The 20,663-nt window shown below is 40.4% G+C and carries 22 protein-coding genes and 4 pseudogenes; 10 read left to right on the forward strand and 16 right to left on the reverse strand.

Annotated elements, in window-relative coordinates; translation table 11 throughout:
- Positions 1-94 precede the first annotated feature (94 nt).
- From galU to PSI23_RS04190, 3 genes and pseudogenes are all read right to left on the reverse strand, one after another.
- A complete protein-coding gene (gene galU / locus PSI23_RS04180; protein WP_273553892.1) occupies positions 95-1,024 on the reverse strand; it encodes a UTP--glucose-1-phosphate uridylyltransferase GalU in 930 nt (309 codons plus the stop codon).
- Positions 1,025-1,291: 267 nt separating this feature from the next.
- A pseudogene (locus PSI23_RS04185) lies at positions 1,292-1,970 on the reverse strand (IS30 family transposase); the annotation flags it as partial.
- A 412-nt stretch (positions 1,971-2,382) separates the two neighbouring features.
- Positions 2,383-3,537, reverse strand: a complete 1,155-nt coding sequence (locus PSI23_RS04190) for an MFS transporter (protein WP_273553893.1) — start codon at positions 3,535-3,537, stop codon at positions 2,383-2,385.
- Between the two features lie 140 nt (positions 3,538-3,677).
- Here PSI23_RS04190 and PSI23_RS04195 point away from each other — a divergent pair, with 140 nt between their 5' ends.
- Together PSI23_RS04195 and PSI23_RS04200 are read left to right on the forward strand one after the other, a co-directional pair.
- On the forward strand, positions 3,678-4,577 hold the full coding sequence (locus PSI23_RS04195) for a LysR family transcriptional regulator (protein WP_273553894.1): 900 nt from the start codon (positions 3,678-3,680) through the stop codon (positions 4,575-4,577).
- A 226-nt stretch (positions 4,578-4,803) separates the two neighbouring features.
- Positions 4,804-5,017: pseudogene (locus PSI23_RS04200) on the forward strand (IS256 family transposase); the annotation flags it as partial.
- A 21-nt stretch (positions 5,018-5,038) separates the two neighbouring features.
- Here PSI23_RS04200 and PSI23_RS04205 read toward each other — a convergent pair.
- Positions 5,039-5,179 (reverse strand): annotated as a pseudogene (locus PSI23_RS04205) (transposase); the annotation flags it as partial.
- A gap of 78 nt (positions 5,180-5,257) precedes the next feature.
- Between PSI23_RS04205 and PSI23_RS04210 the strand changes: the two are divergent.
- Positions 5,258-5,874, forward strand: a pseudogene (locus tag PSI23_RS04210) (IS256 family transposase); the annotation flags it as partial.
- Between the two features lie 56 nt (positions 5,875-5,930).
- Here PSI23_RS04210 and PSI23_RS23140 read toward each other — a convergent pair.
- The 4 genes from PSI23_RS23140 to PSI23_RS04225 all read right to left on the reverse strand — a co-directional run bounded on the left by PSI23_RS23140 (position 5,931) and on the right by PSI23_RS04225 (position 7,071).
- Complete coding sequence (locus PSI23_RS23140; protein ID WP_373567279.1) at positions 5,931-6,089, reverse strand: hypothetical protein; 159 nt, start codon at positions 6,087-6,089, stop codon at positions 5,931-5,933.
- 5 nt (positions 6,090-6,094) lie between these two features.
- Positions 6,095-6,337, reverse strand: a complete 243-nt coding sequence (locus tag PSI23_RS23145) for an ISAs1 family transposase (RefSeq protein WP_373567281.1) — start codon at positions 6,335-6,337, stop codon at positions 6,095-6,097.
- 8 nt (positions 6,338-6,345) lie between these two features.
- The gene (locus PSI23_RS04220; RefSeq protein ID WP_273553895.1) at positions 6,346-6,678 is read right to left on the reverse strand and encodes an ISAs1 family transposase; all 333 of its coding nucleotides are present in this window, start codon (positions 6,676-6,678) and stop codon (positions 6,346-6,348) included.
- A 162-nt stretch (positions 6,679-6,840) separates the two neighbouring features.
- Positions 6,841-7,071, reverse strand: coding sequence for a transposase family protein (locus PSI23_RS04225; RefSeq protein ID WP_273553896.1), 231 nt, complete (start codon positions 7,069-7,071; stop codon positions 6,841-6,843).
- Positions 7,072-7,282: 211 nt separating this feature from the next.
- Here PSI23_RS04225 and PSI23_RS04230 point away from each other — a divergent pair, with 211 nt between their 5' ends.
- Positions 7,283-8,200, forward strand: a complete 918-nt coding sequence (locus PSI23_RS04230) for a LysR family transcriptional regulator (RefSeq protein ID WP_273553897.1) — start codon at positions 7,283-7,285, stop codon at positions 8,198-8,200.
- 65 nt (positions 8,201-8,265) lie between these two features.
- On the opposite strand, the gene PSI23_RS04235 is transcribed toward PSI23_RS04230, so the two are convergent.
- The 4 genes from PSI23_RS04235 to PSI23_RS04250 all read right to left on the reverse strand — a co-directional run bounded on the left by PSI23_RS04235 (position 8,266) and on the right by PSI23_RS04250 (position 11,189).
- Complete coding sequence (locus PSI23_RS04235; RefSeq protein WP_273553898.1) at positions 8,266-9,045, reverse strand: L-threonylcarbamoyladenylate synthase; 780 nt, start codon at positions 9,043-9,045, stop codon at positions 8,266-8,268.
- A 40-nt stretch (positions 9,046-9,085) separates the two neighbouring features.
- On the reverse strand, positions 9,086-9,571 hold the full coding sequence (locus tag PSI23_RS04240) for a YbhB/YbcL family Raf kinase inhibitor-like protein (RefSeq protein WP_273553899.1): 486 nt from the start codon (positions 9,569-9,571) through the stop codon (positions 9,086-9,088).
- A 295-nt stretch (positions 9,572-9,866) separates the two neighbouring features.
- Positions 9,867-10,811 (reverse strand): siderophore ABC transporter substrate-binding protein, encoded by a 945-nt coding sequence (locus PSI23_RS04245; RefSeq protein WP_273553900.1) that lies wholly within the window; start codon positions 10,809-10,811, stop codon positions 9,867-9,869.
- Positions 10,812-10,991: 180 nt separating this feature from the next.
- The gene (locus tag PSI23_RS04250) at positions 10,992-11,189 is read right to left on the reverse strand and encodes a hypothetical protein (protein ID WP_273553901.1); all 198 of its coding nucleotides are present in this window, start codon (positions 11,187-11,189) and stop codon (positions 10,992-10,994) included.
- Between the two features lie 579 nt (positions 11,190-11,768).
- On the opposite strand from PSI23_RS04250, the gene PSI23_RS04255 reads away from it, so the two are divergent.
- Genes PSI23_RS04255 through PSI23_RS04265 form a run of 3 tightly spaced genes read left to right on the forward strand, consistent with a single transcriptional unit; the run spans position 11,769 to position 14,650 of the window.
- The gene (locus tag PSI23_RS04255) at positions 11,769-12,653 is read left to right on the forward strand and encodes an LPD16 domain-containing protein (RefSeq protein WP_273553902.1); all 885 of its coding nucleotides are present in this window, start codon (positions 11,769-11,771) and stop codon (positions 12,651-12,653) included.
- A gap of 12 nt (positions 12,654-12,665) precedes the next feature.
- Complete coding sequence (locus tag PSI23_RS04260; protein WP_273553903.1) at positions 12,666-13,820, forward strand: cysteine desulfurase family protein; 1,155 nt, start codon at positions 12,666-12,668, stop codon at positions 13,818-13,820.
- A gap of 11 nt (positions 13,821-13,831) precedes the next feature.
- A complete protein-coding gene (locus PSI23_RS04265; RefSeq protein ID WP_273553904.1) occupies positions 13,832-14,650 on the forward strand; it encodes a class I SAM-dependent methyltransferase in 819 nt (272 codons plus the stop codon).
- 193 nt (positions 14,651-14,843) lie between these two features.
- On the opposite strand, the gene PSI23_RS04270 is transcribed toward PSI23_RS04265, so the two are convergent.
- From PSI23_RS04270 to trmB, 4 genes are all read right to left on the reverse strand, one after another.
- The gene (locus tag PSI23_RS04270; protein ID WP_273553905.1) at positions 14,844-15,581 is read right to left on the reverse strand and encodes a DUF2884 family protein; all 738 of its coding nucleotides are present in this window, start codon (positions 15,579-15,581) and stop codon (positions 14,844-14,846) included.
- A gap of 76 nt (positions 15,582-15,657) precedes the next feature.
- Positions 15,658-16,584, reverse strand: coding sequence for a glutaminase B (glsB, locus tag PSI23_RS04275; RefSeq protein ID WP_373567282.1), 927 nt, complete (start codon positions 16,582-16,584; stop codon positions 15,658-15,660).
- Positions 16,585-16,691: 107 nt separating this feature from the next.
- Positions 16,692-17,018 (reverse strand): YggL family protein, encoded by a 327-nt coding sequence (locus PSI23_RS04280; RefSeq protein ID WP_273553907.1) that lies wholly within the window; start codon positions 17,016-17,018, stop codon positions 16,692-16,694.
- Positions 17,018-17,737 (reverse strand): tRNA (guanosine(46)-N7)-methyltransferase TrmB, encoded by a 720-nt coding sequence (gene trmB, locus PSI23_RS04285; protein ID WP_273553908.1) that lies wholly within the window; start codon positions 17,735-17,737, stop codon positions 17,018-17,020. The genes PSI23_RS04280 and trmB overlap by 1 nt, the downstream gene beginning before the upstream one ends.
- Positions 17,738-17,980: 243 nt before the next feature.
- On the opposite strand from trmB, the gene mutY reads away from it, so the two are divergent.
- From mutY to mltC, 3 genes are all read left to right on the forward strand, one after another.
- Complete coding sequence (gene mutY, locus PSI23_RS04290; protein WP_273553909.1) at positions 17,981-19,021, forward strand: A/G-specific adenine glycosylase; 1,041 nt, start codon at positions 17,981-17,983, stop codon at positions 19,019-19,021.
- Positions 19,022-19,047: 26 nt separating this feature from the next.
- Positions 19,048-19,320, forward strand: coding sequence for an oxidative damage protection protein (locus PSI23_RS04295; protein ID WP_273553910.1), 273 nt, complete (start codon positions 19,048-19,050; stop codon positions 19,318-19,320).
- 106 nt (positions 19,321-19,426) lie between these two features.
- Positions 19,427-20,500, forward strand: coding sequence for a membrane-bound lytic murein transglycosylase MltC (gene mltC, locus PSI23_RS04300; RefSeq protein WP_273553911.1), 1,074 nt, complete (start codon positions 19,427-19,429; stop codon positions 20,498-20,500).
- Positions 20,501-20,663: the final 163 nt, after the last annotated feature.

Here is a 20,663-nt window from a genome sequence, read left to right on the forward strand (position 1 = left end):
ATTGAATGTGCAAAATTATCAATATTCACGCATTGATTGATTTTTATAAAAAGTGAAATCCCGCCCTGATAAAAGTGAGAGGTGAAATATTAATTTAATTATTTTTGATGGTTTTTTCAATATTTTTTTGAATGGAAATCATCCAATTTGTAAAAGCCACGCCTAAGCTTCTATGTTTCATGCCATATTCAACAAATGCTTTCATATACCCTAATTTATTACCACAATCATAACTTTTTCCATATAGAAGATAGGCTTCTACCCTCTCTTTTTTCATCAGAATATCAATTGCGTCTGTTAGCTGAATTTCGTCTCCTATACTAGGCAACGTTTTTTCTAATATAGGCCAAATTTTTTCAGACAACACATAACGGCCAACAATGGAAAGGTTAGATGGAGCTTTTTCAGGTTTGGGTTTTTCGATGACACGAGTGATGGGTTTACTATCACCTGGTTGTAATTTTTGGCCAAGACAATCAACAATTCCATAATTGGATACACACTCTATTGGTACAGGTTCTACAAGAATTTGACTGATTCCTTTATTATTGTAACGCGATATCATCTCACTCAGGTTATATGACATATTTGAACTGTATTCATCCAAAATAACATCCGGTAAAAGAACTGCGAAAGGTTCATCTCCTACCAATGGCTTAGCACATAATATAGCATGCCCCAACCCTTTCGCTATTCCTTGTCTAGTTTGCATTATTGTCACATGACTTGGACAAATGGACTGAATCTCATCTAACAACTGCCTTTTTACCCTTTTTTCAAGAATTGCCTCTAACTCAAAACTAGTATCGAAATGGTTCTCTATAGAATTTTTAGATGAATGAGTGACAAGTATAATTTCATTAATACCAGACTGAATACATTCATTGACTACATATTGAATAAGCGGTTTATCAACTAAGGGCAACATTTCTTTAGGAATAGCTTTTGTAGCAGGTAACATCCTTGTACCTAAACCTGCAACTGGAATAACTGCTTTTTTTACTTTTCTATATATTAATGACACGTTTTTTTCCTGCATTTACATTTAGATTATAAATTATTTATAGATATGTTAACCAAGTAGAAATCCAAGGCTGCCATATATAAATCAACACTAGTAAGGAATGGTAATTAAATTAACCTAATGTCAATCATCATTAATTTGAAATGGGTGACATATAACTGTTCCTTTTTGATACAATTTGTTAGGGATATAATATCGTTTTTTTGGTTTGTTTTTAAAGTATAAAGTGTATAGCAGATTCATATAATAAGTACAATGCCATTATATTCAAAGTAAATGAGTACGTACTCCCTTGAATGACTCATTAGGTGTTTTACCATCTCGCATTTTTCGGGAGCGATTATTCAATCGATTTACCACAAACATTATCTCTTGATCAGACACTTTATTAAAATCCATTCCTTTTTGAAAATATTGTTTGATAAACCCATTCGTATTTTCATTTATTCCTCTTCCCCAAGGTGAATAAGCATGGGAAAATAAACGTTGATGCCTAATCTTTGACTAATAATTTCATGATCTGCAAACTCTAAACTATTATCAAACGTTATTGTCTTAACGCTTTTTTCTAATGGGTATAAAGCTTTCTCCACCTCCTTCTCAACTTCTGATGAAGTTTTATTTTATAATGATTATAAATAACTTCTTACGTTCAATAAATGTCAATAATACTCTTTTTTATCTTTTCCAATGATCGAATCACCTTCCTAGTCACCGATACACATTTTTTATCAACAATTTCTGAACGTTAATCAATACTGACTCGATTTTTAATTTTGCCGCATCGTTCATAGTGGCCATAACGTCTACGATACGGCTTCTTAGCAATTCTAAAATGTTGCCACAAATCACTACCATCTAATTTATCTTTATAAATCAATCGATAAATGGTCTCATGATGTAAAGAAATTCCCGTTTCTCTCTTGAGGTATCCAACCACCTGTTCAGCAGGGCGGGAGCATACTTTAATTAATATTTAGCCTTAAAATGTAAATATTATTCTTTAACTCTATGGTCTCCTATAAAAGTTTAAAGAATTGTTTATTTGATTGTATTTTGCTCGATTTAAACACCGTAAAATCGCACTTTTAAAAAATAATCATCTTTAAAATATAGCTAAAATAGTGTGCTCACGCCCTGCCTGTTCAGGGCTTAAATCCTGCCAAATTAATTTCTTTATCCATTTTTTACCTCAGCGGTAATTTTCACGGCTTTATTTAAGCTAACAATTTGATATCTTTATGTTTCGATCAATTGTGTACAGATCATAGTACATTTTCCTTTGGCGAGAAAGATGCTGACTATAGCAACTGACCACCTTTCTGAAAAATTGCACTTATTAGTCGAATGCGCCTATGTTATGATATTTTTCTATCAAGTGAATTATTTATATAAATCACTCCTACTGCAGATAACGTTATTAAAGCAGCAAATATAGGAATGTAAGATAAACCAGGCCCATGATCTATAATAACTCCGGCTATCCAAGCTCCTATGGCATTTCCTAAATTAAAAGCTGCTATATTAAGACTGGAAGCAAGGCTTTGCCCAGATCCTTCAGTATTTTTTAATATCCATGTCTGTAATGGAGAAACAGTAGAAAATGCTGTTGCTCCAAGTAATGCAGTAAAAATTAAAGCTGATAATTTATAGTTTATAGCCCAAGTCATTATTGCTAATGTAATGCCTAATAAAGTAATTGTCAAAATTAAGGTAGGTAAAAGTTTCTTATCAGCTAGTCGTCCGCCAGCAATATTACCTATTACTAAGCCAACCCCAAACAGTAATAAAATAGGCGATACTACTGACACATCAAAACCACTTATTTGAGTTAGTATTGGAGCAATAAACGTGAATACGGCAAAGAAGCCAGCATAGTCTAAAGTGGTGACTAATAATCCTAAAATAACAGGTCTTCTTACCATTGATTTTAAATCAGTACGCCAATTATTTATATCAGATGGTTTACCTTCAGAAGGAACAAACGCAGCAATGATAGCTAAACAAACAATCCCCACAATTGTTATAGCCCAAAAAGTTGCTCTCCACCCTAAATGTTGCCCAAACCAAGTCCCAAAAGGAACTCCAGCTATATTCGCAATAGTAAGTCCTGTAAACATAATAGCAATAGCAGATGAACGCTTTTCAATAGGAACTAAATTGGCTGCAACTACAGAGCCAATTCCAAAAAAAGTACCGTGAGTAAAAGCGGTCAATATACGTGCTGCCATTAACAACCCATAAGTCGGAGCCAAAGCACATGCCGCATTGCCACATATAAATATTACCATAAGCACCAACAATACACGCTTGCGAGGCCAATGACTCATTAGGCTCGTTAGCAATGGTGCTCCAATAACAACACCTAATGCATATCCCGATATTAGCAATCCTGCAGCAGATATGGAAACTCCCAAATCAGCACCGACCTCAATTAATAACCCCATAATAACAAATTCAGTTACACCAATCCCAAAAGCTCCAACAGTTAACGCATATAATGCAAGTGGCATGATTATTACCTTATTGGAAAAATAATTGTCAGGAAAATCGCTTCCATCAGATGATCAAATGATTTACAGTTTAAATGAATTGATATGTAATTCCAAAAAGATAAAACAGACTATCTCTTTTTCCAAAATGGAATAATTTTATGGCTCTGAATAACCTTGATGATCTTGTGACTTTCTTAACAGTTGTGGATTCTAAAAGTTTTTCATCAGCTGCACGGATAATGAATCAAACACCTTCTAGTGTCAGCAAACAGATAGCACGGCTGGAAGCAGCCCTTAGTATAAGCTTATTCGAACGAAACACTCGAAAAATAAAAATCACCGACGAAGGAAAAACTGTAGCTAAGCATGTGCGTACAGTGTTAACAATACTGGAAAATATTTCCAATATAGATAATAAAGGAAATACCAATCTAGAAGGAAACATTAAAATAACAGCACCAGTGGCATTTGGAGAAAAATACATTACAAAAGAAATTATTTCCTTTGTAAAAAAACACCCTGATATTAATTTTAATTTACAACTTACTGATCGAATACTTGATATATACAGTAATAACTTAGACCTTGCTCTACGTTTTGGTCAATTGACAGATTCTCGATTAATTGCCACACCTCTAGCTACTAGCGAACGTATACTTGTTGCCTCACCGGAATATGTGAAAAAACACCTCATATCACACCCTAATGAACTTAAGAATCATAATTGCCTTCTATTCTCTTATCCAGGACTTCTTCAACAAACATGGTTTTTATGTACATCTGAACAACAAATTGAAATCATAGTGTCAGGTAATTTGCGTAGCGACAATAGTCAAGCTATCAAGGTATGGTGTATTGCTGGATTAGGTATAGCATTGAGAGAAAAATGGGATGTAAGCGACGAGATAGGCACAGGTAAACTGGTTAGGATTCTACCAGATTGGAAAGAAAAAGAAACAACGGTAAATATAATCAGAGCTCGTAGGGAGCCTATTCCCCGAAGGGTAAGAGCTTTTATTGACTATTTAACTAATGAATGGAAGAATTCCAAATTTTAATCATAGGCGGATTCGACTAATAAGTGCAATTTGTCAGAAAGGTGGTCAGTTGCTATAGTCAGCATCTTTCTACCATAGAAAAATACACTATGACCTATAGACGACGGTAGGGCAAACGGGTCTAATTTATACAGATGAAAATCCCAAAACCGTCGACTCTGTTTCTAAATTTGTGTAATTGCCTGTTTTTGATATGTTTAATTTATCAACTAAAACAGATGAAAAGATGGACGAGAAACAGTCACACGCTTTGGCTACTGAGCTGGCTAAAAATCTCAAAACCCCGGAATATCTCAGCCAGCTCTCCCGTTTCCTCAAAAAACTGACCGTTGAAACCGCGCTCAAAGCTGAGTTGGCCGCACATTTGGGTCATGAAAAACACCAGCCAAAGTCTGGCTCTAATACCCGTAATAGCTACTCCTCTAAAACGTTGCTGACTGAAGAAAGTGAGTTGGCTCTGCAAATTCTTCACAGGTCTGACGAACTAACTCTCTCACTCGCAAAGCGACTTCATCTGTCAGCACTTTGTATCTGTATTTCGTTACCCATACAAAATGATATTCAATCTGAAATACCGTGTGGCTGCCATATCTGTAATCCATATTGCACCTCTCGAGCAACACAGTATCGCAGCTAAAGCTGACCGACTAAAGTCGGTGGTTTTAACCTTTCATATGGAAAATAAATCAGTCTTCATTGCGTTAGGCATTAATACCGAAGGTCACAAAGAACTGCTGGGCTTGTGGCTAGCTGAAAATGAAGGGGCCAAATTCTGGCTCGGCGTGTTGACGAACCTCCATAATCGGGGGCTTAAGGATATTTTATCGCGTGTGTAGATGGGTTAAAAGGCTTTCCTTAGGCGATTAATGCGGCTTATCCGCAGACCCGGGGGCAGTTGTGTATTATCCACATGATACGCAATAACCTGCGTTATGTATCCTGAAAAGACGCCAAACCGGTTGTCAAAGATCCGAAACAGATTTATCAGACCCCGACAGAAGAAATGGCTCAACAGGCCTTAGTGGCTTTTGCTGAACAGTGGGACGAGCGTTATCCCCAAATCAGCCGACGCTGGCGAGAGAACTGGAACAATCTGTCCACGTTCTTTTTCTTTGCCTATCCAGCTGAAATCCGAAAAGTGATTTACACGACGAATGCCATCGAATCGCTAAACAGTGTCATTCGGCATGCCATTAAGAAACGTAAAATATCCCCATCTGATGATTCAGTGAAAAAAGTGATTTGGCTAGCGATTCAAGCGGCGTCTAAAAAATGGACCATGCCGATCCAAGATTAGCGCCTTGCGATGAGTCGTTTTATGATTGAATTTGGTGACCGTCTAGACGGTCACGTTTAATCGGAAGTGGCGATTACACAAAATATTAAACAAGGTCCCACCGTCAGGACTTTCATCGGATAATCATTATCCCAGCCTGTCTTCTGGCGCTTAGTCTTCACCCCCACTTTAACCGACTTCTCATTTTTCAGCAGGTTCAGTGCTATTTTATTCATTAACGCTATTTTTTAGCCGCATGACCGCTTCTCAGGCGCTGGCTATCCTCACCAAAACTGACATCCAATTGCCAGTGCAGTTTATTTTCAATATACCAATGGCTGCGGATTGCATAGGCAATAAACTCGGCGAATTTATCACGATGACTGATAATGTAGTAGCGCCTTTCATAACTCGCTGTTTTTCCTTGCTCTTCCCGCCATGACTCCCAACGTGTACCTCTGAGGATGACGCCCCTGCAACCAATTCACTTCGTTAATCAACCATAACTGACGCTGCTCTACGACCATGATCGCCGTTCGTACTTCGGTAGTGAGCAGGGGAAACGCCCGTAAAACCTGTCGTCAACTGGGTATCCAAAAACAGGTTAATATCGTCGTAAAACTCACCTTGATTTCCTTTCAAGGCCAACACATAATCGGCCTTTCCCATGACAATCTGGTTAGCTATTGGGTGTTGACAACCCATGGCGTCAATCGTGATGGTGGAACCTTCAATATCCAGCAAAGCGAGGAGTGTGGGGATCGCGGTGATCTCGTTCGATTTACCGGAGACCTTCACCTGACCTAAACAGAGTTGATTCGCCACCGCCTAGGCGCTGACCAAATGAATAGCGAGGAGCCACTGGCTTTATCGAGTGTTCCTCTCATTGTTTTGCCATCCAGCGCAATAATGTCGGCGGAGATTTTGGTTAAGTCATTCACCCATTCGATAAAAGCATGTCCGAATTCTTGGGGTTAAGCCAGTTTATCACATCTTCAAAGGTATCATGGCTAGTATGCCATTGGGGAGGTCCAGAAATTGTCTGAACCAATCCTCTTTGGATTTCCCGTATTCCCCAATCTCATTAAAACTCTCACAACCACAGATAACGGCACAAATAGAGATGGTGAGAATGTCGATAAGTGAGTGTTGTTTAGTGCGATTAAGTCGGGGATCGGTGAGATGTCCAAAGGTATTACTTATAGTGGTTACTTTCATGGCGGTTTCTACAGTTATCATTAACAGAAAACTGATTGTAAATCACAAACTGCCATCAACGCCCTGCCTTTCTGTGCTGAAGGCACCCTGCTGACTTCCTTGTTCAATTTGGACCCGTTTGCTCTGGACTTTTGTCTTGCAAACGGGATGAGTTCATATAGATATGATATGTTATAGCGTAGTTCCCACAAGTAAATCATCAGGTTATTGCATGAATAATATTGAGAATCTTACCTCAATGGTGGTCTTTGCCCGTGTCGTAGAGACGCTGAGCTTTACCGAATCCGCGAGATCATTAAGGCTTTCCAAGTCGTCCGTCAGCCGTGAGATTGCACAATTGGAAGTGAGATTAGGTACCCAATTGCTCAATCGTACAACGCGCAAAATTCAAGTAACAGAAGTCGGGATGAGTTATTACCAATACTGCCACCGAATTCTTACCGAAGCCCAAAATGCCGAACATTTTATACGTAATTTCCATGAAGAACCGATGGGAAGTTTGCGTTTGATTGCTCCGGTATCCTTTGGCAGTCAATGTATTGTCCCTGCCCTGAATAGCTTTATCGCCGGAAATATTCACATCAGCGTAGATCTGGAACTGACTGACAGAACGATTAATATGGAAGAAGATCAATGTGACATTGCGATCATTATAGGACGTGAAACACCACAATATCCACTTGTCAGGCCTTTGATTGATATTACTTGGGGGCTTTACGCAACACCAGACTATATAAGCCAATTTTCGCCAATAGATAAACCCGAAGATCTCCCTCGCTACGATTACCTGCTATTCCGTGGCCCTGCGCATACTATCTCTCTGCCGTTCCGTAAAGAAAGAAATAAGCTGGATATTGAAGTCCGCAGCCGATTTCGCATCAATAACAGTGTGGCATTAATGAATTCCGCCCTGACTGGGGCTGGTATTGCCTATCTACCCGACTATGTTACTCATGAAGCAGTCGCAGAAGGAAAGTTAGTACGGCTTCTTCCTGAATGGAGCATGGATATTTACCAAGCATGGATATTGTTTAAATCAGAAAGCACGCTATCTTCGCGTGTCCAACAGTTTGCAAATTCTTTGCAGCGCAAGTTGAAGCAAGATTTGGAGAGCGGGAAGAATCATTAATGCGGGTACAATCGCACCCGCTAAAAATATCATCTGCAAAAAGCACTGGTAGCCATCAATAGTAATTAATAATAATTGCCGTGACGGTAATCCCAAGTCGTGAAAATGTCGGACATCATCGCCATGATTTTGTTTACATCCAACCCCTTGCGGATTAATACCGGACACGGGGTAATATCGCGCTGACCATTTTGCAGAGGAACTAATTTGCCACTTTCATCTACCATCGCAACCATAACGCCTTGCTCATAACGAGTTTGCTCGGTTTCATTTGGCTGAATAGATTTAACATAGTCATTGGCGGAGATAATCAAATCAGCCCGTTCTTCTATCCTCTCACCGATACATTCAACCAACCCACGATTACCTTTACCTGATGGATTTGCTGAGCTGGCAAAAGAAAACTTGCCATATTTTTCCCAAAGTTCTTTTGCCAATATTTCGCCCGGTTTACCAAACTTAATCACGAAACAGCTCGTACCACGCTGATCCATCATCAGTTCTTTAGAACCATCATCTGGGATACGGGCTACTGCTTCTTCCTTCCACGGCAAAATACAGCCTAACAATACATCTTCATCCCAATGTCTTTGATAAAGTTCTTCAATTTCTGCGTTAAGCTGAGCCAATTCTTTCAACTGTTCCAAAGATCCACATAAAACAACACCCGGTTTGTTACGATTACGCAGCTTAGCGTCAAATTTGCGCTCCAGACCTTGCGCATCAGATGTCATGATAATGTAGCCAACTTTGGTTGGGCAGACGATCATTCCTCCGTCATTAGAGAGGATCTCTACTGCTTCCTGCTGTAACCCATTATTCCATTGAATTTTTTTGCTGCTCATATTGATACCCTCTACTGGAAACAGAAGAATTATTAATCAGTTAACGTTGGTAGTAACCGGTAATAGAAGCTGTTGCCAAGGTATTGGCTTGGATCATAAAACGCGCAACAGCGTTTGTTGTTTCAGCATCGACTCCCAGTTTTTCTACCGATAAGGCATGTACAGTGAAAATATAGCGATGCGCTTTATCACCGACAGGTGGGCAAGGGCCATCGAAACCAATCAGGCCATAATCATTTCTGCTCTGAATTGTACCGACTGGCAATTTTCTGCCATCACTTTGCCCTGCATTTGCAGGTAAGACTTGTGTTTCAATGGGGATATCAAAAGCGACCCAGTGCCAGAAACCACTGCCTGTTGGTGCATCAGGATCATAGACAGTAATTGCAAAACTTTTGGTTTCGGCTGGTGCTTCTGCCCAAGCGAGTTCGGGGGAACGGCTATCGCCATTGCCACCAAATTCATTAAATTCATGTTCTTTTTTCAAGAAGTCATTATTCTTAAATTCAACTGAATTGATAATCATGCTTGTGTCCCCATTCAATGCCTTTTAAAACATCCTAGCGCAGTTTTTCTCTGCTGCAAGACTAGAGCATGATTTTGCCGGATTGTTTCAGTTTAGGAACAATAAGTGAGTCGCAGAAATATTTTGATGGTATCTCTGTTTTCTTTATTTTCTCACAAAACATTCACCCTTCTTTATGTTCTGCAAGAATGATTTTAATTAGTTTTTATTTTTCTGTTTTTAATAAATCACCCCGAAATCTAGATAATTAGATTTCGGGGTGATTTCAGGGAAAATGAATTATTAATTTGCGGAATTATAATGCATCAGCAATTGCATTGACTTGTCGCGTCATACTGTCCAAACCGCCACCAGACAAGTACCAGAGATCAGACTGTAAATACACGATCTTACCGTTTTTGTAGGCATTAGTTGATTTGACTTGATCATTTTCAAACCGATCTTTTTCCAGCTTACCTGCCCCAATTGCTTCACTACGATCGATAATAAAAATCACATCAGGGTTTGCTTGCGCAATCATATCCGCTGTCACTGAACGACTTTTGTCTGTGTCTGATTTAGCAGGCAATACAGCACGAGGAGCTTTAATTACGTTGTAAACAATGGCTTGATTATTAGGATATAATTCACCAGCATTGTGTAGTAATACCAATACATTGCTGTTCGCTGCTTTCACTTTTTCCTGTGCGGATGCAATAGTTTTTTCTAACTCAGCAGATTGGGTTTTAACTATATCCTGCTTATTAAATAATTCGCCTAATAATTTTAGATTACTATCAACAGATGACAGATAATTTTTATTGTCGGTGCTTAAATTCACAGTGGGTGCAATTTGCGACAAACGATCATAGGAAGATCCCTGACGCCCTGTAATAACAATCAGATCAGGTTTTATTTCAGCTAACTTTTCCAAATTCGGTTCTTTCATTCCCCCAGCATTGTGCATACTTGCAGGCATATCACTGCGCACATATTCAGGCAGGTTCTCGATAGGTAGTGCAATCACCCGATCAGATAACCCCAATTTTGTCATCGAATCATAAGTTCCGAAATCGAACAGAACAACTCGTTTTGGATTCTTTTTAACCTGAGTTTCACCGGAAAGATGCTTTACTGTGACATAATCACCAGACTTAGCTGTTACTGAATTTGGCGTAAATAATTCTGGTGATTGACTGAATGCAGAGTAACTGGTAACAGAAAGTAATGATGCAATAACAATTGGCAGGATTTTTTTCATTGCTACACCTAAATTGAACCTATTAGTAAGAGATGACTTGCATTCTAGGTAGCGACATTAATATGTCAACAAAATAAGAATCAATTTCATATTGATTCTTATTTGCTTTAAAATTAACCAATTTATTTTATACCGGTGATAGTTGAGATACTGTTACTGTCTCAAGCATAAAACTGACTTTTATTCCAATTGATTAATAAGTGCTACTATTTTGCTTGGTGCTCTTGCTTCCACTAACAGAGAAACCGCTACTGTATATACATTTCCATCAGCAACAAAAAATGATTGATCACCTACTTCAATAACTAATACAGAGCCTGACAAATAGCCAACTGTACCATCAGGATTACATTTAACTGTAAATAACTTGTCAACCAAGTGTGGGCAACTTTGTCTTAGTACCAAAATCCATAAATGCCGTATCAGATAAAAAATCCGCATTACTATATATAGAAATTATAGATAGAATATTGTTGAAATGAAATAATTTCATTCATTAATACATTTTCAATTTTATTAATTGGTTGTACTAAATAATTCCACTTTTAAATTATATATTAAGAATTTTAAAATCATCAATATATATCTGATTCGTATAATAAAGGTTATAAAACTCAGTTAATAATCTATAAATTAAAAACACCAAATGAATTAATTAAAGAAATGCAATCGCTTTTACTTATAGATCAATAACCTGGCAGTTATTATATGAAATCATGCAATATAAAATATTATAGAAATAATACTAATAATAAATTTATTTAATTGTTAGCTAATTAGTTATATGCAAATATATGAATAATTATCTTCCTGATAGATAATTGCTGACATTGTAGGAAAATAGTGTGCATAGCGAGTGAAATTCGGTGATCCATGAACAAAAGTTGAAACTGTTCATTCGGTTTTCGAAGCTATAGCACAGCCTTTAAGCTACTAATAAATAAAATATAGGCGCATATGCAACAACTTAATATCACAAATAGTCATCGGCTGGTTCAATCCGAGGCTGAGCTACTCGACCTGATTCTTACCGAAATCACTAATACATCACATCCTGATCTCGTCATTATGGGAGGGCATTTCATGCTTTTCCTTGATGAAGTGCAAAAGTGTCTTGTTCCGGGAATCATCGAAGAAAATACCTCACCCATGCGCGAAAGAATTGCACGACGTGTAGGTATTTTTCCGGGATATAGTTGGGAACTTGGTGTTCGGGTTGCAGAGCAGCTTGAACAGAAATTCGACACAATCAAATTTCTGCTGCTCATCAATGATTGGCAATATGTTTCGCACGACAGCGGATCTGCATCCGAATTAAGACAAGCCTTCTACGAGAAATTCAACACGCTTCCGGCCTCGTACAAATCTGTCTTAGAGCGTAGTGGACAATTTTCTGAGCAGAACATACTTGCAAGCCGAAAACATCCTATTGCTTACCCTGAAACCTGGCTGAAATATCGGTTCCAAAAAAGTGCCGATAAGTTAGTTAAAGCCGGACGTTTAGAACGTCGTGTTCTTGATAGTGGCCCGAATGCCGGAACCGAAGTCTCCCTTGTGGATGAAAACGGCGACTATAGGCCCCTCATTACCTGTGGCGTTACCGGATGTGCAGGAGAAATTACCGAAATGATAGCTGAGGTCTATAAGGCACAGCATCGTCTTCTGGTTATCTTTGCCCCCGGAGAGTGTTTCCAACCCGTCAAAACAGGAGTAAGTACAGCTCTCTCCCTGTATGGGCTGTCTGGCATGAAGGTTATCGTCGCAGATCCAGGTGGAAGCGGAGAAATGCAACCAGAAGAGATCTTTTCGAAGCTCGTTAACGTTGAGGTTTTCACTTCTTGACGGAGAGTTGTTATGAATGTCAATGAAAAAGCTAATGGCATTATCTATCTGGATCACTGTGCCACAACGCCGTGTTCTCCAGAAGTTGCTGATATCATGCGGTCTTACATGGACAATGAATTTGGTAACCCGTCTTCTTCTCATATGATGGGGCGTCGGGCCCGATATGCTGTCGAGTGTGCAACTCAGCAAATTGCATCGCTCATCGGTGCACGCCCAGAAGAGATTGTTTTTACATCGGGTGCTACAGAAGCCAATAATATCGCGCTTTTTTCAAGTTTTGCCCATAACGAACGTGCTCCTGCGGGAGCACTGCTTTGCCCCATTGACCATAAATCTGTGCTACATGTTGGCAAAGAATTGGCTCGTCGGGAGCTTGCTATCGGCTACCTTCCTGTTGCAGCTAATGGTCAAGTACACCCAGAAGATGTTATGACCAAGTTGACAGCTGACACTCGTATTATCAGTGTTGCTCATGTGAATTCTGAACTGGGTACGATTCAGCCGATAGATGAGATAGCTGCGATCACCCGCCGATCAGGAGCTTGGCTACATGTAGATGCAGTCCAGTCTGTCGGAAAACTTCCTTTGAATGTTAAGGACACCGGGATTGACTTATTGTCACTTTCCGCCCATAAGCTGAGGGGGCCGAAAGGAATCGGGGCACTTTTTGTCGATTCACGCATCACGAAACATTTGAGGCCTTTTATCTATGGTGGCGGCCAAAATCATTTGCGTAGCGGCACTTTGCCAACACCGTTAATTGTAGGATTCGGTCTTGCGTGCCAGATGGCCCACTTGAGCCTTATTCAACATAAAACAAAAGTCACGGCACTGAGAAACCATTTTGTGACTCGTCTTCTGCAAAAAGTACCAAATGCTGTGTTAAACACAGATCTTTCTTGCAGTTCACCCTATATCGTGAACATTCGATTTGAAGGTATTGCTTCGGAAGCACTCATATCTGGTTTGCATCAAGTAGCTATATCGTCAGGCTCTGCTTGCAACTCCACAGAACTACAACCCTCATACGTTCTCACAACTGTCGGCTTAAGCGCTGCTCAAGCCGGTTCATCAGTTCGTTTTTGCCTAAGTCCGGATCTTGACAATGATGTATTAGATACCGCAATTGAACATCTCGTCTTCCGATTAAATTCAATTCGTTAGGAGTATTATCCATGACCATGCAAACCTCTTCCCCAAGTTCTGGTTTTTATGAGCGAGCTTTCAGAAGTTTTTCTTCCACAGCCATTTCCGAAGTGCGCAGAGAAACCTATGGGGAAGATTTGGGACAAAACAACTGGTCCTCTGTTGATGAATTTAGAAAGTTTTCGCAATGGCTTAAACTGTCCGATCGCTCGCATGTGCTGGATGTATGTAGTGGTTCTGGCGGCCCGGCACTGTTTCTGGCAAAAACCAGCGGTTGCAGGGTGACAGGTGTCGACATTCACCCTGATGGCCTTCTTACTGCCAGACAACTTGCGGTTGATTTCGAACTACAATCCCGCTGCAACTTTATTGACAGTGATGTTCGTCAGCCTTTGCCATTTCCTGATGGTACTTTTGACGCAATATGGTGTATTGACTCTGTGATTCATATTTGGGATCGATTGGCCCTGTTACGCGAATGGTATCGGTTACTGAAACCAGGTGGACGATTTTTGTATACCGACCCCACATTGGTTACGGGTATGCTCAGTAAAGAAGAGATTATGTTACGGGGTACGCCGGGTTATTTCCTCTATAGTCCGGTCGGATTGAACGAGCGCTTGATTAGAGAAGCCGGTCTTTGCCTTGAAATGCAGGAGGATCTCACACAAAGCGTTGTTGAGCTGAGTGAACGCTGGCGTATCGCGCGTGAAAAGCGTAAGGAACAGCTTACCGCGATGGAAGGTGACAAGGCGTTCGAAAATATGCAGAATTTCTTGTCCACTACTCAATTAATTTCGACTGAACGAAGGATGTCGCGTGCAGTTTTTGTCGGTTATCGCCCGTGACAATTCCCTATTTTTGTCAGGTGAATTAGCTGCCTTAGCCTCTGAAGTATATTTAACTTAACTGTCGCCGGGCATCCAGCCCGGCATGTTTCTGAATACCTTGCCTTGTAACAGAATCTCTCTCAAACTAAACAAAAATAAACCAAGAAGAATTAATTTATTAATGATTCCTCTTGGATTGGCATACTGTGATTTACTTAATAGAATTCATAAGGCTAATACGCTGTTGTTCTAAGTTACTGGCTTTGCTACACGCTTCCTCTTTTAAGCGCTTCAATTCCTTTTCCTGCCTTTTCCATTCAGCATCAAAGCCATTTTGCATTCCACCCAATCCACCGAGGAGAGACATTAACACCTGTTTGCCATCACCATTTTGATTGCTATTTTTACGGCTCATTTCGTTAATGCTATCCTGCAAAATACCACCAAGGCTTTGCTCGATAAGTTTTTTACCTTCGGATTCTACTTGTTTGGCTGCCTGAGCGTTGAACATAAAACCATTAACACGAGTTTCAATTACTTTATCAATTTGTTTATTGAGCTCAGATTCCAATTGAGATAAACGGTTGCGAACATTACTTTCCTTGCCCATCGTTTCGACAACTACTTTATCTAGTGACTGACGGGCACCCGCCAAATGACTCTGCGCTTCTTTCTTAACCCACGGCAAATCCTGACGAATCGTTTGTTGGTATTGCAGAGCTTTGCTACGTTGTTTTGTACTCAATGGTAATGTCTTACCATCACGCGTTATGGAACCATCGGGCAGTATTTTCAGGCTTCCACTAGCCCCTGCAATTTGGACAGAATTTGGCGTGACAATAATGTCATCATTAAGCGTCACATGACATTCAGAACTCGCCTGTGCCTGAGTAACAACTACCTGAGACGCAAATAACAATGATGCAGCAATCGTGATTCTGCGGAACATACATTCTCCTGATTTCTTTTACGTATTTCTTTTGCGCATTTATTTTGTGTAATAGCTTCTCATCAGCACGGACAAATTAAAAAATAGAACGCCCAATACGTCCGGCCAACTTTTCCAGTGCCGCACAACCTGCCAATGAGTTACCGGATTTATCCAACTCAGGAGACCACACCGCTACGGTGAATTCTCCGGGGACAACACAAATAATTCCACCACCAACACCCGATTTTCCCGGCATACCGATTCTGAAAGCGAATTCTCCAGAACCATCGTACATACCGCACGTCAACATAAGCGCATTAATCTGGCGAGTTTGTCGAAGGCTCAAAATTTGTTGGCCGGAACCAATCATGCGCCCTTGGTTGGCCAAATAAATAAAACACTGAGCCAATTCAACACAATTCATTTTCAAGGCACAGTATTGGAAATACGTTTGCAGAACCGTAATAACATCATTCTCAAAATTATCGAATGATTTCATCAGGTAAGCTATCGCAGCGTTACGACTGGAATGCTCCATCTCTGAACGGGAAACGATATCATCGTAGCAAATATCTTTTTGTCCGGTAAGATTGCGGACAAACTCCAGCATTCTATGCTTAGGTGCACTCAAACGTGATTGCAGCATATCGCAAATAATTAATGCACCAGCATTAATAAAAGGATTGCGGGGAATTCCTTTTTCCAATTCCAACTGCACTAATGAGTTAAATGGCTGCCCCGAAGGCTCCGTACCCACTCGTCGCCAGATATCCTCTTCCTTATAACGTGTCATTGCTAATGTTAAGCTCAACACTTTAGAAATCGATTGGACAGAGAAGCGTTTTTCTGCATCTCCCGCTTTAAAAATCTGTCCATCTACCGTGCAAATGGCAATTGCCAAACTATTTATCGGAACTTCCGCCAGAGCAGGAATGTAATCTGCCACTTTTCCCTGGCCAATCAAAGGGCGTACTTCTTCTAAGATATCTGCCAATAACGAATTAGAGAACCTTACCTTCACCACTTTCTCTCCAGACAAACAGGGCTCCCCAAGGAGCCCCTGCATACAACATTATTTTTGCGTAATAGCCATTCTTGCGTAATGCGCTATTTTTATGCAACAGCGAATCAATCCCACCACACATCAAACAATTCTGATGTGACAACCTCTTCCATACCGTGATCTTTCAGCCACTTCCCTACCAATTGGCGATGTTCTTCAGTACATTTGCCGATTTTTTGCAGGCAGACGATACCTTCCCATTGCAAATAACCACTGGCATCCAGAGCAAGGCCATTTGGCTCAATCAGCTCTTCAATCAAGGCATCCACCGTGCTATCAACAACCTCAACGGATGTATCAGCCGGAAAATTCCACTTTACAGAAAAACCCAATTCCTGAAACTCATTAATACGCAATTTTTTACGCAGACGACGACTACGGTTTTTAGCCATTATTTTATCCTCTCAAACATTAAATCCCATACGCCATGACCTAACCGCTGACCACGCATCTCAAATTTCGTGACTGGACGCGAATCAGGACGTGGCACATAATCACCGTTTTCCGATAAGTTGCGATACTCTTCTGCTGTGCTCATCACTTCCAGCATATGCTCTGCATATGGCTGCCAGTCGGTTGCCATGTGAAAGGTGCCACCGATTTTCAGCTTATTTTTAATCAATTGCGCAAATTCAGGCTGCACAATTCTACGCTTGTTGTGACGAGCTTTATGCCATGGATCAGGGAAGAAAAGCTGAACCATCTCCAGACTCTGATCTGGGATCATATTGTTCAACACTTCGATAGCATCATGACACATGACACGCAGGTTATTGAGCTTTTCTTCTTCCGCAGATGCCAAACACGCCCCAACTCCCGGTGCATGAACTTCGATCCCAAAAAAGTTTTTCTCTGGATTTTGGCTTGCCATCGTCACCAATGATGTGCCCATACCAAAACCAATCTCCAGTACTACCGGAGCTTCACGACCAAAAAGCTCTTTCATATTGAGCATTTCTGCCTGATAGTCCACACCCATCTTCGGCCACACATTATCAAGTGCTTGCTGCTGGCGACTCGTTAACCGTCCCTGCCGACGCACAAAACTGCGGACACGGCGCAACGCCCTGCCATTTTCATCATATTCCGGTGAAATTACGTTATTTATCATGGTACTTTCTGTCAGTTTTAAAGGCTTTTGTTCAAGCGCCCGGGACTTTATATACCGCTGGATTGCCCAAAGAGAGCGCAATTATGCAACGATGGCTGAGTTTATCAAGTTCAGTGTCCATAAGCACAACTTTAATGCTAGTTTGCATAACGCTTCGAAACAAAGTTCGGGTTTACACTGAGGTTACACTATGTTGCAATCCTGTTCACGAAACAATAAACAGATATAAAGACAATTATTCTAATGATGGAAGCCGAGCAATTTTCACAGGTGGTACTTAAGTGGTATCACCGCTATGGTCGCAAGACTTTACCGTGGCAATTGGAAAAAACATCCTATCACGTCTGGCTTTCAGAAGTGATGCTGCAACAAACGCAAGTCGCGACAGTCATTCCCTATTTCCAAAAATTTATTTCACGTTTTCCCGACGTTGCTTCTTTGGCTACTGCACCACTGGACGAAGTTCTCCATTTGTGGACAGGTTTGGGATATTACGCACGCGCTCGTAATTTGCATAAAGCGGCACAACAGATTGTGACGTTATACGACGGCAATTTTCCGACGACATTTAATGATGTTGTTGCCCTGCCCGGCGTAGGGCGTTCGACTGCCGGAGCCATTCTTTCACTGTCTCAGGGCAAGCACTTCCCTATTCTTGATGGTAACGTGAAGCGTGTTTTGGCTCGCTGCTATGCTGTTGACGGCTGGCCGGGGAAAAAAGAGGTTGAGAATCAGTTATGGGATATCAGTACTCGCGTTACCCCTAAACAAGGCGTCGAATATTTTAATCAGGCTATGATGGACTTGGGTGCCATGGTCTGTACCCGCAGCAAACCAAAATGTGAAATTTGTCCACTTAATGCAGATTGCATTGCTTACGCCAATCATAGCTGGACAAATTATCCGGGGAAAAAACCGAAGCAAAGCATCCCTGAAAAAACCGCCTACTTTTTATTAATGCAACATGGTAATACAGTTTGGCTAGAACAACGCCCACTTTCTGGTATTTGGGGTGGTTTGTTTGCTTTCCCACAATTTGCTGATCAGGTATCACTGGAGCAATGGCTGGAAAATTCAGGCATCTCTCACAGCAAACTTGAACAACTGACGGCATTCCGTCATACATTCAGTCATTTTCATTTAGATATCGTCCCCATTAGAATTGATATTTTATCTTTTGATTCCTGCATGGATGAAAACAAAGGACTTTGGTATAACTTACGCCAGCCAGCAATGATTGGATTGGCAGCTCCCGTTGAATACCTTTTGCAACAATTGGGTTAATTTACCCACTATTTTGAGGATTAATTATGAGCAGAACTATTTTTTGTACTTTTTTGCAACGAGAAGCCGAAGGCCAAGATTTTCAGCTCTATCCCGGAGAATTGGGCAAACGTATTTTCAATGAGATTTCTAAAGAAGCATGGCAACAATGGATGGGTAAACAAACCATGCTGATTAATGAAAAAAAGCTAAATACCATGAATCCAGAAGATCGCAAGCTGCTTGAACAAGAGATGGTAAAATTCCTGTTTGAAGGACATGACATTCAAATCGACGGTTATACACCACCGGAACAATAATATTACGACTCGATTGACATAATAAGAGCCATTTTTTATGGCTCTAAACATGAGCATTAATAAAACCTCAATATCCAACAGCATTAATATCCAACGGCATTGTAAAATGAAAAGACTGCTGGCTCTGATTCTCCTCGCCCCACTTTTAATTTCCTGTTCTAGCAAAAAAGATATTGAATACAACGAAGAATATGTAAAAGACACCAATGGTTTCGATATCTTAATGGGACAATTTGCTCACAATATTGAAAATATTTGGGGTTTGCAGGAAGTTTTAATCGCAGGCCCAAAAGATTACGTTAAATACACCGATCAATATAAAACCCGCAGCCATATTAATTTTGAGACGGGAAATATTACGATTGAAACCATATCTCCAATTGAACCTGATGAGCATTTACGTAAAGCGATCGTTACTACTTTACTGATGGGAGATGATCCGGGAACTATCGATCTTTATTCGGATGCCAATGATATTCAGATCAGCAAAGAACCGTTTCTATATGGGCAGGTTTTAGATAATAGTGGTGAACCTATTCGCTGGGAGTGGCGCGCACGTCACTTTGCCAATTATCTGATTCAGAATAAATTGCAAAAACGCCAGTCGGGGTTACACGTTATTTGGTCAGTCACCATGCAGTTGGTCCCTAACCATTTAGATAAACGCGCCCATAAATATCTCCCTATCGTTCGTAAAGCATCTATCAAATATGGCGTTGATGAATCCCTAATCCTTGCCATCATGCAGACTGAATCCAGTTTTAACCCTTATGCCGTCAGTCGCTCTGATGCTTTGGGGTTGATGCAAGTAATGCAACACACAGCCGGACAAGATGTTTTCAAGATGCAAGGAAAGTCGGGTCAACCTAGCCGCAGTTATCTCTTTGATCCTGAGAACAATATTGATGCTGGCACAGCCTATCTATCAATATTGCAAAATACATATTTAGGTGAAATCAAAAACGCTACCTCACGTCGGTATGCCGTTATCACTGCTTATAATGGTGGTGCAGGCAGTGTCTTGCGCATATTCTCCAGTGACAAGAAAAAAGCAGCTCAGATCATCAACTCAATGAAGCCGGGCGATATTTATGAAACTCTGACCAATAAGCATCCTTCTGCCGAATCACGTCACTATTTAATCAAAGTGAATAATGCGCAGAAAAGCTATCGCAGATAATTGATAACAAATTATTTTATAGTAAAGAAATAATAAACGGAGAGGTGATTATCTCTCCATTTTGTTTGAATTTATAGCTTGTTGTGTGATTTAAGAGCACACGAATAAATTTATGCAGAAAGTGTTTGACGGATTGGGCTGAATACGGTTTAATGCGCCCCGT

The sequence above is a fragment of the Xenorhabdus yunnanensis genome, from assembly GCF_028598805.1.
Taxonomy (GTDB): domain Bacteria; phylum Pseudomonadota; class Gammaproteobacteria; order Enterobacterales; family Enterobacteriaceae; genus Xenorhabdus; species Xenorhabdus yunnanensis.

What these genes read in the sequence shown, in the direction of transcription:
- PSI23_RS04190 (WP_273553893.1), bottom strand. Translation starts at nt 3,537, where the DNA reads ATGCCACTTGCATTATATGCGTTAACTGTTGGAGCTTTTGGGATTGGT.
- PSI23_RS04195 (WP_273553894.1), top strand. Translation starts at nt 3,678, where the DNA reads ATGGCTCTGAATAACCTTGATGATCTTGTGACTTTCTTAACAGTTGTG.
- PSI23_RS23140 (WP_373567279.1), bottom strand. Translation starts at nt 6,089, where the DNA reads ATGAATAAAATAGCACTGAACCTGCTGAAAAATGAGAAGTCGGTTAAA.
- PSI23_RS04225 (WP_273553896.1), bottom strand. Translation starts at nt 7,071, where the DNA reads ATGAAAGTAACCACTATAAGTAATACCTTTGGACATCTCACCGATCCC.
- PSI23_RS04230 (WP_273553897.1), top strand. Translation starts at nt 7,283, where the DNA reads ATGAATAATATTGAGAATCTTACCTCAATGGTGGTCTTTGCCCGTGTC.
- PSI23_RS04235 (WP_273553898.1), bottom strand. Translation starts at nt 9,045, where the DNA reads ATGAGCAGCAAAAAAATTCAATGGAATAATGGGTTACAGCAGGAAGCA.
- PSI23_RS04240 (WP_273553899.1), bottom strand. Translation starts at nt 9,571, where the DNA reads ATGATTATCAATTCAGTTGAATTTAAGAATAATGACTTCTTGAAAAAA.
- PSI23_RS04245 (WP_273553900.1), bottom strand. Translation starts at nt 10,811, where the DNA reads ATGAAAAAAATCCTGCCAATTGTTATTGCATCATTACTTTCTGTTACC.
- PSI23_RS04255 (WP_273553902.1), top strand. Translation starts at nt 11,769, where the DNA reads ATGCAACAACTTAATATCACAAATAGTCATCGGCTGGTTCAATCCGAG.
- PSI23_RS04260 (WP_273553903.1), top strand. Translation starts at nt 12,666, where the DNA reads ATGAATGTCAATGAAAAAGCTAATGGCATTATCTATCTGGATCACTGT.
- PSI23_RS04265 (WP_273553904.1), top strand. Translation starts at nt 13,832, where the DNA reads ATGACCATGCAAACCTCTTCCCCAAGTTCTGGTTTTTATGAGCGAGCT.
- PSI23_RS04270 (WP_273553905.1), bottom strand. Translation starts at nt 15,581, where the DNA reads ATGTTCCGCAGAATCACGATTGCTGCATCATTGTTATTTGCGTCTCAG.
- PSI23_RS04280 (WP_273553907.1), bottom strand. Translation starts at nt 17,018, where the DNA reads ATGGCTAAAAACCGTAGTCGTCGTCTGCGTAAAAAATTGCGTATTAAT.
- trmB (WP_273553908.1), bottom strand. Translation starts at nt 17,737, where the DNA reads ATGATAAATAACGTAATTTCACCGGAATATGATGAAAATGGCAGGGCG.
- mutY (WP_273553909.1), top strand. Translation starts at nt 17,981, where the DNA reads ATGATGGAAGCCGAGCAATTTTCACAGGTGGTACTTAAGTGGTATCAC.
- PSI23_RS04295 (WP_273553910.1), top strand. Translation starts at nt 19,048, where the DNA reads ATGAGCAGAACTATTTTTTGTACTTTTTTGCAACGAGAAGCCGAAGGC.
- mltC (WP_273553911.1), top strand. Translation starts at nt 19,427, where the DNA reads ATGAAAAGACTGCTGGCTCTGATTCTCCTCGCCCCACTTTTAATTTCC.